The sequence below is a fragment of the Paraburkholderia sacchari genome, from assembly GCF_000785435.2.
GTDB lineage: Bacteria > Pseudomonadota > Gammaproteobacteria > Burkholderiales > Burkholderiaceae > Paraburkholderia > Paraburkholderia sacchari.
Genome location: NZ_JTDB02000015.1, coordinates 13,661 through 28,454, shown reverse-complemented (window position 1 = coordinate 28,454; position 14,794 = coordinate 13,661). Strand labels below are relative to the sequence as shown.

16 protein-coding genes are annotated in these 14,794 nt (G+C 57.9%); 2 read left to right on the top strand and 14 right to left on the bottom strand.

Annotated elements, in window-relative coordinates; translation table 11 throughout:
• Positions 1–9: 9 nt before the first annotated feature.
• From NH14_RS31065 to NH14_RS31000, 14 genes are all read right to left on the bottom strand, one after another.
• Positions 10–393, bottom strand: coding sequence for a hypothetical protein (locus NH14_RS31065; protein WP_035534247.1), 384 nt, complete (start codon positions 391–393; stop codon positions 10–12).
• A gap of 325 nt (positions 394–718) precedes the next feature.
• Positions 719–1,366 (bottom strand): hypothetical protein, encoded by a 648-nt coding sequence (locus tag NH14_RS31060; RefSeq protein ID WP_035534246.1) that lies wholly within the window; start codon positions 1,364–1,366, stop codon positions 719–721.
• Positions 1,367–1,617: 251 nt separating this feature from the next.
• A complete protein-coding gene (locus tag NH14_RS31055; protein WP_052148577.1) occupies positions 1,618–3,069 on the bottom strand; it encodes a TraB/TrbI/VirB10 family type IV secretion system protein in 1,452 nt (483 codons plus the stop codon).
• Positions 3,070–3,071: 2 nt separating this feature from the next.
• Positions 3,072–3,962: a P-type conjugative transfer protein TrbG gene (trbG, locus tag NH14_RS31050; RefSeq protein ID WP_052148576.1), complete on the bottom strand. Its 891-nt coding sequence runs from the start codon at positions 3,960–3,962 to the stop codon at positions 3,072–3,074.
• Positions 3,963–3,997: 35 nt separating this feature from the next.
• Positions 3,998–4,741, bottom strand: coding sequence for a VirB8 family type IV secretion system protein (locus tag NH14_RS31045; protein ID WP_152617346.1), 744 nt, complete (start codon positions 4,739–4,741; stop codon positions 3,998–4,000).
• 29 nt (positions 4,742–4,770) lie between these two features.
• Positions 4,771–6,732 carry a P-type conjugative transfer protein TrbL gene (gene trbL / locus NH14_RS31040; RefSeq protein ID WP_084225990.1) on the bottom strand — a complete coding sequence of 654 codons (1,962 nt, stop codon included), beginning with the start codon at positions 6,730–6,732 and terminating at the stop codon, positions 4,771–4,773.
• Between the two features lie 20 nt (positions 6,733–6,752).
• Positions 6,753–6,938, bottom strand: a complete 186-nt coding sequence (locus NH14_RS31035) for a hypothetical protein (protein WP_035534243.1) — start codon at positions 6,936–6,938, stop codon at positions 6,753–6,755.
• A 26-nt stretch (positions 6,939–6,964) separates the two neighbouring features.
• Positions 6,965–7,744: a P-type conjugative transfer protein TrbJ gene (trbJ, locus tag NH14_RS31030; protein WP_084225989.1), complete on the bottom strand. Its 780-nt coding sequence runs from the start codon at positions 7,742–7,744 to the stop codon at positions 6,965–6,967.
• Positions 7,711–8,310, bottom strand: coding sequence for a hypothetical protein (locus NH14_RS31025; RefSeq protein WP_152617345.1), 600 nt, complete (start codon positions 8,308–8,310; stop codon positions 7,711–7,713). Before NH14_RS31025 ends, trbJ begins: the two co-directional genes overlap by 34 nt.
• Before the next feature lie 8 nt (positions 8,311–8,318).
• Positions 8,319–8,492, bottom strand: coding sequence for a hypothetical protein (locus tag NH14_RS31020; protein ID WP_161790899.1), 174 nt, complete (start codon positions 8,490–8,492; stop codon positions 8,319–8,321).
• Between the two features lie 75 nt (positions 8,493–8,567).
• Positions 8,568–11,126, bottom strand: coding sequence for a VirB4 family type IV secretion/conjugal transfer ATPase (locus tag NH14_RS31015; RefSeq protein WP_237179832.1), 2,559 nt, complete (start codon positions 11,124–11,126; stop codon positions 8,568–8,570).
• A 41-nt stretch (positions 11,127–11,167) separates the two neighbouring features.
• Positions 11,168–11,503, bottom strand: coding sequence for a VirB3 family type IV secretion system protein (locus tag NH14_RS31010; RefSeq protein WP_035534239.1), 336 nt, complete (start codon positions 11,501–11,503; stop codon positions 11,168–11,170).
• A 12-nt stretch (positions 11,504–11,515) separates the two neighbouring features.
• Positions 11,516–11,962 carry a TrbC/VirB2 family protein gene (locus NH14_RS31005; protein ID WP_035534238.1) on the bottom strand — a complete coding sequence of 149 codons (447 nt, stop codon included), beginning with the start codon at positions 11,960–11,962 and terminating at the stop codon, positions 11,516–11,518.
• A gap of 26 nt (positions 11,963–11,988) precedes the next feature.
• Complete coding sequence (locus tag NH14_RS31000) at positions 11,989–13,077, bottom strand: ATPase, T2SS/T4P/T4SS family (RefSeq protein WP_052148575.1); 1,089 nt, start codon at positions 13,075–13,077, stop codon at positions 11,989–11,991.
• A 178-nt stretch (positions 13,078–13,255) separates the two neighbouring features.
• Here NH14_RS31000 and NH14_RS30995 point away from each other — a divergent pair, with 178 nt between their 5' ends.
• Entirely contained in the window at positions 13,256–14,290 is a 1,035-nt protein-coding gene (locus NH14_RS30995; protein ID WP_084225988.1) for a TcpQ domain-containing protein, read from the top strand.
• A gap of 14 nt (positions 14,291–14,304) precedes the next feature.
• The gene (pilM, locus tag NH14_RS30990; protein WP_052148574.1) at positions 14,305–14,748 is read left to right on the top strand and encodes a type IV pilus biogenesis protein PilM; all 444 of its coding nucleotides are present in this window, start codon (positions 14,305–14,307) and stop codon (positions 14,746–14,748) included.
• Positions 14,749–14,794: the final 46 nt, after the last annotated feature.

Below are 14,794 nucleotides of genomic sequence, written 5' to 3'. Positions count from 1 at the left end.
AGCTCGACGTTACGAACTGGCCTCTGGTTGTTTTCCTTGTGCTTGCCGGTGCAAGCGACTCAGCTTTTCAACAACGAGCGACGGCACGGAGATTCGCACGCGACGCGATCGAGCCAGCTCCACCGACTCTGAAAACAGGCGGTCATATACTGACATCGGAAGCCGGACCAAGACGGACTTCTTTTCAACGCTGCCCTCCACGGGCGACGCATCATCAATGGCAGTGATATCCGTATCTGTCTCGTCCGACAGCATCGCGACAATGAGCGACGGCACCGACATTCGCTTTCGTTGCTCTGAAGCCACCTCGACCGCTTGGGAAAACAACCAGTCCTGAATCGGGAGAGGGAGCCTGATCAGAACTGGCTGTTTCTGCTCTTTTGCATCGGTCATTTCTACCCCTCTATAGCTTGCTATGATGATATCAAGCTATCAATTCACGCGCAAGCACTGAATTATTTATATTAACCAACTTCCAAAAAGACCACGCGAGGCGGCTTTTCTGACGTAGGAAGCCGCGCCCCGAGCACGAGCGTTTCGAGACTTTCACGCCGATTGCGGGGCTGACTCGTGACAATAAAGATTAGAACGGGAGCCTCCAATCTTTGGGTGAATCGCGCCACTTGGTGGCTCACGATCGCGCAAACTTTGCTCGAAACCCTCGAACGACGGGGAAGATTTTCACAATGTTCAGCGCGCGCTTTTCCAATCTTTTTTGTCACGCGCTAGTGGCTGAACTTGAACCCACCATCTTCGCGGGCGGGTAGATGTACTGGACCCACCAGAAAATAGCGGTGTAACAAAGGCATGCGTTGGACACGCCGCACACCGACGCTACGTTCGTCACCCGCTCCTTCAGTTCAAGCGGCAACTGTATGTTGACTTGCGACCAGCCGGTCGCGCCGGCCATGCCCTTCGCGTAGGTCATTGCAGTCTTGGGCTTGCGCCAATGCAACCCGTGCTCCCACGGTTGCTCTTTCAGGAACCGGGTAATCATGTCCTCGAACATCGCCGTCAGCGACGGATACAAGAACGGCGTGATCCCTCGCAGATACGTGTAGATGTGCGACGGACAGCGGGTAGGCACCGCTTGAAGATTTTCGAAGCGGGTCTTTGGCCTGCCAATGCGCCCACCGCGCGTACTCCGAGGACGCGTGTCAGCCGCTACCAATTCCTGATCCTGCGCGACTCCCTTGCTGGAACTCGCGCGCTTGGGTGCTGCTGGAGCTTTCGTGACGCCCTGCCGAGACGATGCCGCCTTGACCTTCGGCGGCTGCTTCTTCGGCACCCGCTTTACTGCGGTCGCAGGCCGCGCGGCACTTTTGGCCCGTGACGGCCTTGCGATCGTGCTCTTCTTCGTAGTCATAGGGGAAAAGTCCTGCATTAAGCGTATCAGAAATTCTAAGGAATGATATATGACTATCTTATGTGACAACCGGGCGGTTTGACAAATCAAAAAATTACACGCCCGTAGTTAGCAGTCTCATAGCGGGGGCCGCTGTCCACAATATTGAACGAGGACGCAAGCGTTCACTGTGCGCCACGTCACTTTCTTCTGACGTTGGAAGTGCAAAAAAGGGCCGCATCATTTGCGGCCCTTCATTTCATTATTTTAAGTCACTGCGCTGCGCGAGTCGGATTCGGCACATAGGCGCTCGGGAATACGATGTCCTTCGTCGCCACAATGTTGAACCGGTAGCCTGGTGCGCGCGTAAGGGTCGGCTGGATATTCATCCCCTTCGTAATGTACGCCTCACCGGTCTGGCCCAGCTGCTGCCCCACCGCTTGCGTGACGGTTTGCGAGTTGCTGAGCGTCCCATACGCGTTAGTGCTCTGCTTCTGAGACAAAGAGATGCCCGCCGAAAATGCCGCCATGAGCAGCGCGCTACCAAACACCTTCGCATAGTGGTTGTTCACGTCCGCATCAAAGCCCGCGTTCCCGGCCTTGTCCTCACCCGGCATGCCCTGAATACTGATACTGCTCCCGTCCGGGAAAATCAGCCGGTTCCACACCACGAGAATCCTCTCCTGCCCGTAGGCGACCTGACTATCGTATGTACCGAGGATCTTCGTGCCTTGCGGAATCAGCAAGTAGCGTCCAGTCGCCGAGTCATATACGTTCTCGATCACCCGTGCGCAGGTCTGCCCTGGCAGATCGGAGTTAAGGCCGCACTCCAGCGCGGCCGGAATGATGCTGCCGCCCATCAGTTGGTAAGCTGACAGTGCCGGTTGCACAAGTTCCTTCAGAACGGTGTTGTCCTGACTGGCCTGGCTCGATTTCAGAAAGGATTCCTTGCGTACCTGTTTGTTCTGATCGTCCTGTGGCTGTCCGTAAGCCGCGACTGGATTGCCCGCGCCAGCTGCCTGTGCGGCTTGCGCGGCCTGCGCCGCAGCAGCTAGAGCGGAATTCAGCTGGTTATTCGCGCCGATCGCCGGTACGGCCGTGGCACCCATGCCGCCGAGCGATGCCAACCCGCCGTCCCCACCGCCCATTTCCATTCCAGCACCAATCGCCTTGTTGCGCTTGTCCACAAGTTCCTGCTTTGCCCTTGCCGCCGCAGCCTCTTCCGGCGTCTGATATTGCTCGCCCTGGGGACCAACATTGTGCTGGTTGGAAAGCTGTACTGCTGGAGTCTGCCCACCAGCAGGCGTGCTGCGCAATGGGGCATGCGCAGAATTCGGTGAGGATGCGAGCCCGTCAACGGGCGGTACACCGACACCACCCACGCCCCCAGCACCGCTCGCCCCCACGGCAACCGAGGGACCACCCAATCCAGCAGCATCAGACGCCGCGACTACACCAACCTGTCCGTCCCCGATGCCACGGAGATTGGGCGTCGCAGGTTCCACTGTCGGCGCAGCCTTTTTTTCTGCCGTCGTGTCCGGCTCGTCAGCGGCAGAGGTAGGCTTGTCGCCGCTATCCATCGTCATGATCGAGAAGAGAATGAACCCGACAATCGCCGTGATGGCGAGTAGCACGAGCGCTTTTGCCTTTCTCGAAAGCCGCGTGATACCGGTACTCTTACCCTTCAATTGAACGGTGTCCGGAGAATCGAACGAACTCGCCATCGTTAGTTCCCTCCCACACGCGACCAGAAGCTACGATTGTGCTTGTTCCACGTGATCGTGATCTTCTGTTCGTTGCCATCGGTCCCGACCACAAGCATTGCCTTGTCAAAGAGCTTGTCGACCTCGTACAGCGTCGGGGTCTTCGGGCGCCAGTTCACGATCGCCGGCTTGTTGTCCTTGTCGATCAGGAGCAGCACGGGCGCCTCTGCCATTGGGACGCCGTCCGGCAACTGGATGTAAGTCTTCAGACCGTCGTTATAAACGCGAAGGGGCTTGAACGCCGCGTCAGAGCCACCGTCAATCGAATAATCGAAGTCGAGCCGATCCGCAGCGCCAGCCGGCAGTTCAGCTGCCACCAGCTGATCGTGCGCCTTCTGTTCACGCGCTTTGAGCTTCGCCGATTCGTCCCATTCCGAAGTCATGTCTTCCGGATAGTAGAAGCCGATCATGTTCAGATAGTCCTTTTCATTGGGACTCGAATACAGCTCGATCTGATAGGTGCGGCGATCGGTTGTAATAATTAAATTAGTCTGAATATTGACATCGGTCGGTTTGACAATCACATGCGTAATCGCCTTATCACCCGTTCCAGAAACCTGCTTGCTCATCATCCAGCGCGCGGTATCCCCTGCCACCGGCTTTCCCGTCACGAGCTCGCCCGGTTCAAGCTGAATATCGCAGACCCGCATGAGCGTGCATGTCAGCTTGGGAAGGTACTGGCCGAACGGATACATGATCCGTCCATCGTCGGAAATGATGGGCTTTGCCTGGCCCGTTTGCTGCCACTTTTTCGCCTGCGCCACGGCGGCGTCTTCCAACGTCAGAAATCGTTGCCCCGCGACCGCGTTCGCACTGAGCGCAACGAATGCGAGCAATGTCACCCACTTTTTCATTCCCGAAAACTCCCTATTGGCTTTGTACATGCCGCTCAACCCAGCACCTTCGACCAGCTGAAATCAGTGATGAAAAAGCCGGGGCCATTCACTGCAATACCAGCTGCGGTATCGAGCGGAACAATCTTGTACGTGAAAATACCCTTCCAACGTTCCGTTCCAATTACGTCACCATTCGGTGCATGCAGCGTCTCATTCCATTCCATCTGGAAGGTGTTGTCGGATACTGGCAGGCAAAGCGTGACATGGGTATCGACCGTATGATCGGCTGCTGTCTGGAAAGGCTTGCGCTCGTCGTAGAAGCGGTCCAGCGCTTTCTTCGCCGCCGAACCTTCCTGTACTCGCGCATAGACCCATCTCTGGAAACGCTTGCCCGCAGCCTGATCACCGATGATCAGTCGCGAGTACTCCACCCAGTCGATCATTTGCTCACGAATGACGCGCTTGCTGTCGACCGCATTCACCCTGTCGGCAGGACCAACCGATATCTGGTAGCCGATCTTATCTACCGCGACGACGAACGGTACAAACTTGCTCGTCATCTGGTAATACCCATTGAATCCCACGGACATCGCGAGAATCGCATAGAGAATCCGCTTCTCGACACGGTCGTTGTGCCTCGCGACCGCAAGATTCATATAACGGTCGTCCTGTTCGCCGTTTTGATCACGCAGGAACGGCGACGAAGGCTTTTCGCTCTTCCCGGATTTCTGCGCTTTCGTGGAGTCGGCAGGTGTGAGTGCGCCGTCGTCTTCCACGCGCTTTTTGCGTTTAAACACTGTCAGTCGCTCCGATTGATTTAACTATATTAGTCTTGCGAGTGCTTCAGGTCGATATTGACGCTTGCTGCATGCGCGCTGTCTTGCGGTACATATCCTTGAAGATCCTGGATACGCTTATGCAACGGATCAGGACGCGAAGGCGTCGAAGGGTTCCCCGATTGACCGTTGCCGGAAAGTGACGCCGTCGAAGCATCCCCACCGGAGCCAGCCGAAGGACTTGCCGAGGTTGTCGGCGACGCAGCCGGTGAGCCCACCGATGAACCACTTCCAGTATCCGCTCCGGTATTCGCAGCCGAGGCTCCCGAGGAAGCTGACTGCGGCGCAGGAGCGCTTGCAGCATTGCTCGAACCGGACGACGACGCACTGCCCGCATTGCTGGGCGAAGCTGACGCGGGAGCGCTGGACGTTCCAGCGGATGGCGTAGCACCGCCGCTCGGTGCCGATGGCGCCGACGGCGCAGACGATGCAGACGATGCAGGCTGCGCAGACGATGGCGACGATCCTGAAGGCGCGGGCACATTCGGCGAGCTTTGCGCCGCATCTGCCGGCGAGCCACCACTAACCGGCGAAGCTCCCGATTCTGGCGAAACAGGTTGCCCACCGCTCTGTACCGCTTCGGCACCGGAGCCACTTGCGCCACCGCTCACGCCCTGAGAAGCGTTCGACGCATCTGCACCACCCAGCGGCGCACCAGCTGGACCACCCGCAGCCGGTTGCGGAGCAGGAACGCCGGCAACACTCCCCCCGCGCGTCGATTCGATACTTGATGCGATCTTTCCGCCCGTCGATTGATCGACGGCCTGTGCAAAGTTTGTCTTTGCGCCACCGACCGCATCACCAATCGCACCCTTGGCCATCCCAAGACCGTGAGCACCCATTTCACCTAGCGCGTGCGAAGCCAACGCTGTCCCGCTCTTACCGAGGTCCAGCCCAGAGTTCACGCCCGCGCTCAATGCCTTCGCGAGACCGGTTGCTCCAGCAGCTGCACCGCCTGCACCCTTCGCAGCACTCATCCCGCCCGCCGCAGCCGCCGCACCCGCGCCTGCCATCGCCGCGCCAGCCGTGATGGCTGCACCCATCATGCCGCCCGCCGTCATCGAGGGCGAACCCGACATCATGGCGCTCGCGATCGCAGGGATCTGTATCGCGAGGTAGGTGTAAATCAGTGCGCTTCCAGCGTTCGTGAGACAACTATTGATAAGGTTGTTAGGATCGATCGTAAGACCGCCGAAGAGCGCTTGCCCCGCGCCAACGATAAGGTAAAGAACCATCAATTTCAGACCGGTCGCCACGGCGTACTGCATGTACTTGGAGGCCATGTCCGTAGTCCATCGGGAGCCACCGAAGCCAAGCAGAATCACCCCGGCTCCGATACAGATGAACGACTCGATCTGCGTCACAAGCAGCTGCGCCGCGACGAAAAGGAACGCGAGAAAGATCAAGATCGCGAGAGCGCCAACCGGTATCACAACCGCTATAGCGTCAAGCGCTCCGAGGTCATGAATCGCCTGAAATGCGCCCAATGCGAGGTCATATCCTTTCCCCACAATGCCGTCAGGAGTTGTCGATGACGCTGACCCTCCCGCAGCCTGCCCAATCTGCGTAAAGGAATCAATGATCATCGGTATCCACTGATTCGAAAACTTCAACAACGCAAAGAAGAAGCAGAGTGTCATCATCTTGCGGACCAAACTGCCAAGCATGTCCGCTAGATCGTTCTTGTCCAGGACGTAAGTGATCGTCGTCCATCCGAAGTCAACGGCAGCAAGCGCCCAAAACAATCGCTGCGCATAACCGACAATCGCCGTGTACCACGAATGCTGAAGTGGCTGAAACTTGTTTGTAACGCTGCCCATGAACGTAAACGTATTGCTCGACTGAGCAAAAGCAGATAGCGACATGCTCGCGAGGGCCAACACTACGCCGATAATCGCGCAGACGCGGATCAGCCTGCGCGCATCGATCCATCGAGGCGGCACCAGCAGCATGAGAGATGGCGTTCGAGAATTCACTTGCTTTCCTTAATGCTGTTGCTATGGATATTTCCATAGACCTTGTCGAGTGCCTGCTGATGAGTCAGCGAAGCAGCCCGCGGCGAGGACGCCTCATTACCCGACGTTTGACCCGTTGCCGAATTCTCCTTGGAGCAACCGAACAGGGCCACTACTACGAAAGCAATCACGAAAGCGCGCATCTCTGTTTCCTATGAAGTCTGATTGGTTACTGCGCAGCTGGATTCAGGGGGAGAACGCTATTGCTCTTCACATTCCCGAACACACGCTCTGCGCCCGTATGTTTGGCATTTGCCTCGTCCTGCTGGCCCGCGATATACGCGCCCTGCTGCTGAATCTGCGCGGCTTGCAGCTGGCGAAGCTCCTGCATCTGCCCAATCATAGCAACACCGATGTCGTTGCCCGCCTGAAGAACTTGCATCTGCCCCTGTGCGGACTGCGAGCGCGTCTGAAGCTCCTTCACCATTGATTGCTCGTTAGAGAAGTTCGACGCATGCGCATTCATAAGCGTAAGCGCGTTCTGCACCGAATTCAGAGTGTTGTCGGACCAGTTGCGATATCCATTCTGGAAGTCGAAGGCCGATCCATAGCCCGGATGGATGTTGTGAAAGAGCTGGTCAGTGTTCTGCAGCGTGTAGGCAATCTTCTGCCCGCCCTGGACGATCGTACTCAGGTTCTTGAACACCTGTGTCATGTTGTTGTCGTTCCAGAGAACGCCCGCGGCCTGCCCCAACAACTCGCTCGGCGTCGCGTTCATCAGGTTGCGCAGCATCGTCTCGTACTGATTGATCTGCGTAACCGTCTGCTGAGCCTGCTGCGCATAGGACGCGGTCAACTGAATGTTATTCAGAATCTGCGTCGGTTCGGTCGCACCCGCGACAGCGCCGGCATTCGCGTTGACTGCGATCGACGCCAACATGGCGCCGACAAAGAGAGATTGGCCGATTAGTTTCATCAATGTCCTCCGCCCCCGAGTTCGGGCTGGCATACATAGGGATTGTCTTCCACGCCCGTGTTGACGTAGCCATACTTGCCCGCCTGCGTCATGTCTGACTGCATGAGCGTGCGGCGATAGTGATTGGGATCGACGGCGCCAACAGCCGCATTGACGTTGAGTGCCTTGGCTGCATTGATCGCGTTGATTGCAGCCTGCACCTGGTTCTCAGCCGCTGCCGACAGGGCACCATAGCCCACATACAGTTTCCAGCCGCCACCGGCCAACTGCGGAGGCAAAGGGACGAACAACTGCGTGTTGCTCAGCCCCGATACCAGCGAGTTCACGGGAAACAGCCCCCCTTGGTAGGCCATCCACGCCCCGTTGACGAAGAATGCCGCGCTGGACATCGACGGATCGTGCATGCCGATATACAGCAACCCCGGTCGGCCAACGTCGCCCGACATGATGGGCAGTGTTACTGAAGCAATGGGTTGCGTCCCCTGACAGATCACCTGAACGTTTTGAACGGCGATGTTCGAGTGGGTCGAAAGCTGCGCATTCACATCAGCAACGACACAACTCAAAGCCAGGGCAACGACAACAGCGAGACGGCGCATAGGAACCTCTAGGCGTGCGAGTGATGGAGAGCGCTCACGATTCGGTGAAACACCTTCCGCAGCAAGGCTTTCAGGAGAAGGAACAGACCGACCACAGGCAACGCGATAGCGAAACCCAGCACCTGGCCCAACAGCGCCACCACCGGGGTTGCCAGCACAAGCAACAGGATGAACACGGTCATGATCTACTCCTTCTTTTTTCACTGTGACTTTATTATAGCACAATGAAACGGATAAAAGATATCAAAATATCACCTTTATGCAGCTTGCTGAACCGCTTCGAGCCGGCGCTCGTGGTGCGCGATCCAGTCCGTAAGCTTGCCTTTCCCCCAGTCCTTGTTCAAATTGCAATGTCTCAACCACTCCACAGTCCAGCGATCGCCGTAGCGCTGAATCATCTGTCGGGCGATTGCAACATCATCCTTGCCCGACGCGCCAACGAACGCGAGGCATACCGGTCCCAGCCCGAGCTGATACTTTCTCCTGCCAAGGGGGGACATATAGTAGTAGTCCAGCTTTTTGGACATGCGACCGACGATGTCAATCTGTCGCTCGTTGAGCCCAATAGCACGGTACTGTTCGGCTGAACCTTCGTTCCCGCGGATTTCCGGGTTCGCGAGCAGGATCTTCGTCGGGCAGCTTTCATAGAGCACGTCCCTGATTGCGCTTTTTCCAACGTCAGAAACGGACTGCGTAGCAAAGAGCACGGCGCAATTCGCTTTCCGCAATACCTTTAGCCATTCCCGGATCTTCTCTTGAAACAGCGGGTGACTCAGCATCAGCCAGGCCTCATCAAGCACCAGCAGTGTCGGCGAACCATCCAAGCCTCTTTCGACACAACGGAACAGATACAGCAGGACAGGCACCGCCTTGCGGTCGCCCATCGCCATCAAATGCTCCATCTCGAACACCACGAAGCGCCCGAGACGCACGTCGTCGCTCTTCGCATCGAGCATCGCATTACCACCCTTCAGCGTGTACGGCTCCAACGCAGCACGCATGTCGTTGTCGTTGATCTTCTGCACAAAGTCCGTCATCGTCCGGCGATCCGGTGCGGCCTTGCCCAGCAGTTCGAGGGTCGCTCTGATCATCGACCGATGCGGCGCCAGCACAGCCATACCTTGAAACTTCAGCAACGTTTCGATGTAGTCCTCAGCCCACGCGCGCTCAGACGGCCGATCGACAGAGCCCAGCGGGCAGAAGTTGATTTCGGCGCTATGTTCACCGCCAATGTCGTAGTAAGAGCCTCGCAGCGCATTACACAACACAAACGACGAGTAGCCCTTTTCGAACTTGCGCACACGCGCGTTCGGGTAGCGCATGAACGCGGCTTCGATCAGCTCGAGGTGTGTCGATTTACCCGCACCTGTCGGTCCCATCATCAAGGTGTGCCCGACATCGTCCACGTGCATGTTGAACCGGAAAGGTGCATTGCCCGTCGTCTTCGCCATCAGCAACGGTGGACTATTCGGAGGAAAGAACGGACATGGATTTTTCGCGAGGCCGGGCCATGTCGCGGTCGTGGGAATCAGATGCGCAAGATTCAGCGAATGCAGGATCGGACGGCGCACGTTCTCGTAACCATGCCCCGGCAATGATCCAAGATACGCCTCCACCGCATTGAGTTCTTCAATCCGGACGGGAAAGCCCAGGTTACGGATAAGCGTGGCGCAGTCTTCGACGCTCTGTTTCAGCCGCCCAAGGTCTTCGTCCATCAAGACCACGACGCTGGTGTAATGCCCATACCGAACCAGACCCGAGCCAGCCTCGCTCATCGCCGTCTGCGCATCGTGCTCCATTTCCAGCGCATCGTGGTCGATCGCGCCAGTGCTGGTGTTTGCCGCCTGGTCCTTAATCCCTCGCACCTTTTGACGCCACTTCTTGCGAAGGCGATTCAGCACGCCCTTGCCCTCTTCGGGGTCCATGAAGATGAAGCGCGTATTCCAACGATAGGCGACTGGCAGTGAATTGAGCGCAGTCAGCATCCCCGGATAGCTTGCCGAGGGGAATCCCTCAATTGCGAGGCAACGAAGATGCTTGTTGCCCACCCGAGGATGATTGCCGCCTGTGAAATCCTGACTGCCGAGAATCGAGTCGTAGAAGACGCCGGCAGCGGGCTTCAGGATATGCTGATTCAAGCCGGTCACGCAGTAATGAATGTAGCTCGCCAGATGATCAATCGTAACCATCGAGCCATCAGCCGCGCTCTCGACGGTCTGCTCACCCATTCGCGTGATGCCCTCGAATATCGTCCCAAGCTGCGCTTGCAGTTCCGAGAGCGTATCTTTGTATCTCCCCAGCAGCTGGTCCTGGATCGACACCTTGCTCCTGCGCAGATCCTCACTCTTCTCGAACATCAGAGCCGTCGCCTGACTTTGCAACTGGATCGGCGGCAGATACGAGAAGATCATCGCGTACCCACTTTCGAAGTGTGCGCCTTCCTGGTTGTACTGGGCCGCGCGCTCTTCGTCCATCAGCTTGGCAACCGGCATGGGGAAATCGCCCTGCTCCGGATACCCAATCGCCCATGCACGGTTTGCGTCGATATGGACCATCCAGCCCGATCCCAAGCGCCGCAGCGCGTCATTGAGGCGCGCTGCTATCGCCTCCAGCTCGCCATTGCTGGCTGACTCCGTGTCTGTGCCGCGGTAGAAGAATCCGGCGATGAGTTCTCCACCCTTTCCGAGCATGATGCCTGGCTCGATCGGCCGCGCGTAGCGCAGCAGATCAGCGAGCCCTTGCGCTTCGTCCCGATACTCCTTCTGCATGCCCGCGCGACCGGACAGCAAGGCGTACCAGACGATGCCGATCACCATTGCCACTACGCAAATCCAAAAGCCATTCATACGGTCGCACCTTACTTAAAGTCTTTGTAGGTAGGCATCGGAGCGTTGAGCCGCCCACGCGCGGGATAGACTCCCCTGTATTTCCGATGTCGGCGAAGCACGTCCAGCCATTGAGGGTCCCAAACAGCAAGCCGTCGCATCAACGCTATCCAGAGCCCCCAAAACGTTACCGACATCGGAATGCCGTACCACGCCCCGTAGCGCATGCTGAGCATGAAGGCCAGATAAAGGCTGAACGCTGCCCCGCCTAACACGAGCCGGCGATCGCCGCCCAAGAAATTCAGGATGCGAACGCCGGACGCGTGGATGGTTACCTGCGTCAGCTCGCCGCGATGATCAGCGCTCATGCCGCCTCCGCTTTACGAGCCACAGGTCGACGAAGTGGCACCAGCTTTGACCGCGACCCAGCCAAGGAACGCTGCGCCGCCCACGGCAAGACAGACCGCCATCGTGATGTTCGTGACCTTCTTCAAGATGCCCGTCATTTCTTCGCCGAACACAAAACCGCCCGCTGCGGCACCGAAGGCGATCGTACCGATGGCAAGCATCGTCGGACCCTTGAACCAGCCCGCAACACCACACAGGCCCCCTTCCCACGGCGCAGCCGATTGCGCACATGCCAGACCGGCATATCCGCCCAAAACGAGCATGGTCCACACGCGCGGCAACGTCACCTGCTTTCGCCAGAAGGCCGGCGTGGCAACCATGCGAACGCCGCGCTTGAAATGCCCAGTGTTACGCGCGACGCGTGCGCGAACCGCCTTGAGCCCACGGTCAGCACCCGAAATCAACGACTTGATCGACATATCATTCTCCAAAAATTAAATTACAACTACACGTTACGGAGCACGTAGCGCCCCGAATTCTGGTCGTACTTCTCCACGATTGCCAGTTCGCGAACCTTTCGACCCGCCGCATGGTCTGCGTCTTTACCGATAAATACGCACAGGCCGATCGCCTCAGCGATAACGTGCCTGTTTGCACGGATGCCGGGATTTTCTTCGATCATTTGCTCCAGACGAATCAGCCCGCCGTAGCAGTCGTCCGCATGGACCGTAGCCAAGCCGCCCGGATGCCCGGTGTTCCACATCTTCAGAAGCGCCAGCGCCGCCTTGTCGCGCACCTCACCAACGATGATCCGATCAGGTCGAAGACGCAGCGATGCCTTCAGTAACCGCGTCATATCAACATCGGCAAGCTCAGTGTTCGTGCGCATCTGTACAAGATTTGGCGCAGCACACCTTACCTCGCGCGTGTCTTCAATGATGATGACCCGGTGCTCGGGCGTCATCGTCGCGATGGCATGGGAGATTGCATTAAGAATCGTCGTTTTGCCGGAAGCCGTACCGCCGATGATGAGGATGTTCTTTCGCAGTTTTACGGCAAGTTCGATGATTTCTCGATGGCTTTTGCCGCGTGCCTGCTCCGCAAACTCCTCGCGCTGGACCGTCTTGTGGTTATAGGGGTCGTTGACATCCGTCAGGATTCCGCGATCCTCGAAATCTTTCAGCGTCACGCCGAGGGCGTTAGGCACGCGAATCGAGAAGGAAGGCGCGTCGACAATCGGCCAAACCAAGCCCTCGAAGCGCCAACCGTTCAGAGGAAGCTCGCACTCCAGAATCGGCTTGCTCGCTCGGACCTCCGTTTCCAGCAGGCCTGCCAGACTGCCGAACAGGTGTTCGCCCTCGCTTGCGCTCATGCGCAAACCGGTGTCCGACATGCCCTGCCCCGCGACTTCGCGCCAAAGCCGCCCGTCAGGGTTGAGCATCAACTCCTGTAATAGCGGATTCTCGAACTCATCCATGCACACGCCGAAATCGCGGCGCAATCCATCGAGCATCCGCTCGTAGGACTGCTGCTGCATACTGAGTGGCTGACCTTCCGAGCCGCCGACTATTCCTAGCGCATTTTGCATATCCATTTCCACTCTTCAGGGCGATGCCTGTCGCATCGACACTCACCGTCCACGCCTAGCCAAATTTTCGCTATGACTTTAATGTACCAGAATGATATCATCATATCACGCTGTTTTTTTCAATTTGAACCTTTAGCGCTTCTGACGTCAGAAGTCCCCGACAGTTTTTTCTAGTGAGAAAGCTATGAAAATGAAACTGCGCTGCGCCGTCGCGATGATTGCGCTCGGCACCGCTGCAACCGCCAATGCCGCTTTCGTTGTGAACGATGACACGCCTTCCATCACCGCCGCCAACCCACAGGGACCGAAGCGCGATACGACATCCACGCTGTCGTTTTACGGCACGCGGCTCTCTCGCGCCGGCAAGACGACCTTGGACGGCATGACTTCCGATGTCTCCGTTGCTGACTCGATCAGCCTCAACGCCTATGCCAAGAACAGGGCTCTGATGGCCAACGCAAAGCGACGCGTGGCGACCGTGAAGGACTGGCTTGTCGCTCACGGCGTGCCGGAAGCCAAGATCGACACCTACACCGAGATCGACCCTGCGGACGATGCGAGCGACACCGACGTGCAGATCACGCTGCGATCGACCCCGCGCCCCGCGCCGGTCCTCGCCCGCACCGGCCCCGCAATTGCCGCCACGCTCGACGCCTCGAACGCCCCGCTATCGGTCCAACGGCAGCAATCCCAGTCGGCCCTTTCCGACCGTGAACGGATCGAGTTCGCACGCCGCGTCATGGCGATGGCCCAGGCAAAAATCATTTCAGGCGATGATGCTATCCGGCTCGTGAACGAGCTTCTGAATGGCCAGGGCACACCTTCGGCGGCCCCGCAGCAAGCTCCCACGATCGCACAGCAATCAGCACCCAGCGTGCCCGTTGTTGGCGATCCGATCGCCACCGCACAACCTGCCCAATACCCGCTTGGCCCGATCGCGGCGGTACAGCCGCAGATCATGCCGGCGTCCGATGTGTCCCGCACGTGGACGCTGACGGCCAATCGCTCGCTGCGCGAAAATCTCGAAGAGTGGGCACAACAGGCTGGGTACGCCAAGCCAACGTGGTCCGCCTCGATGCCCTATCAGATCACCTACACGTCGAACTACAACGGCACCTTCCTTCAGGTCCTCGCGCAGATCGCCCAGGCTGTACCGGGACTGGATTTCAATGTGTCGAAGGCGCAACACACCATCGCCGTCGTAGACGCGCGGCACTAACCCCGGAGCGTGCCATGCAGATGTTGGTGGTCCTTTTCATGATCGTGGGCATAGTGACCAGCGTTGCGAGCGCTGTCATGCAGAACGTCACCAAGTATCACGCGACGGCAGATGCGACAGCGGCCGGTGACAACATGCACGCCTACTACGGCTTCCTGAAAGTGTATGCAGCAGCCCACCCCACCTTTACGGGGAGTGTCAGCGACACGACCGTACCTGTTCCCACCTGGTTCTCGCACGGCCCAACGGTCCAGAACTACATCGCAGGTGGCAAAGCCTACGTCTACAACACCGCACCGCCTTCTGGACTTGTAGGCTACCTTGCGAACGGCACGATCTACTCCATGACCGTGGGCGTAAATACCAATGGAACCCTCATCGGACCGACGACATACGGGCAAGCTCCCATCACCCTGCCAGCCGGAATCCCTAACAACAGCGTCGTTGTAACAAACTGAATCTGGTAGTTGACAGCAGGACCCATTGGGTACATACTGGGCACGT

What these genes read in the sequence shown, in the direction of transcription:
- NH14_RS31055 (WP_052148577.1), bottom strand. Translation starts at nt 3,069, where the DNA reads ATGGCGAGTTCGTTCGATTCTCCGGACACCGTTCAATTGAAGGGTAAG.
- NH14_RS31065 (WP_035534247.1), bottom strand. Translation starts at nt 393, where the DNA reads ATGACCGATGCAAAAGAGCAGAAACAGCCAGTTCTGATCAGGCTCCCT.
- NH14_RS30995 (WP_084225988.1), top strand. Translation starts at nt 13,256, where the DNA reads ATGAAAATGAAACTGCGCTGCGCCGTCGCGATGATTGCGCTCGGCACC.
- trbL (WP_084225990.1), bottom strand. Translation starts at nt 6,732, where the DNA reads ATGCTGCTGGTGCCGCCTCGATGGATCGATGCGCGCAGGCTGATCCGC.
- NH14_RS31025 (WP_152617345.1), bottom strand. Translation starts at nt 8,310, where the DNA reads ATGCGCCGTCTCGCTGTTGTCGTTGCCCTGGCTTTGAGTTGTGTCGTT.
- NH14_RS31020 (WP_161790899.1), bottom strand. Translation starts at nt 8,492, where the DNA reads ATGACCGTGTTCATCCTGTTGCTTGTGCTGGCAACCCCGGTGGTGGCG.
- NH14_RS31060 (WP_035534246.1), bottom strand. Translation starts at nt 1,366, where the DNA reads ATGACTACGAAGAAGAGCACGATCGCAAGGCCGTCACGGGCCAAAAGT.
- pilM (WP_052148574.1), top strand. Translation starts at nt 14,305, where the DNA reads ATGCAGATGTTGGTGGTCCTTTTCATGATCGTGGGCATAGTGACCAGC.
- trbJ (WP_084225989.1), bottom strand. Translation starts at nt 7,744, where the DNA reads ATGCCAGCCCGAACTCGGGGGCGGAGGACATTGATGAAACTAATCGGC.
- NH14_RS31035 (WP_035534243.1), bottom strand. Translation starts at nt 6,938, where the DNA reads ATGCGCGCTTTCGTGATTGCTTTCGTAGTAGTGGCCCTGTTCGGTTGC.
- NH14_RS31005 (WP_035534238.1), bottom strand. Translation starts at nt 11,962, where the DNA reads ATGTCGATCAAGTCGTTGATTTCGGGTGCTGACCGTGGGCTCAAGGCG.
- NH14_RS31015 (WP_237179832.1), bottom strand. Translation starts at nt 11,126, where the DNA reads ATGGTGATCGGCATCGTCTGGTACGCCTTGCTGTCCGGTCGCGCGGGC.
- trbG (WP_052148576.1), bottom strand. Translation starts at nt 3,962, where the DNA reads ATGAAAAAGTGGGTGACATTGCTCGCATTCGTTGCGCTCAGTGCGAAC.
- NH14_RS31010 (WP_035534239.1), bottom strand. Translation starts at nt 11,503, where the DNA reads ATGAGCGCTGATCATCGCGGCGAGCTGACGCAGGTAACCATCCACGCG.
- NH14_RS31000 (WP_052148575.1), bottom strand. Translation starts at nt 13,077, where the DNA reads ATGGATATGCAAAATGCGCTAGGAATAGTCGGCGGCTCGGAAGGTCAG.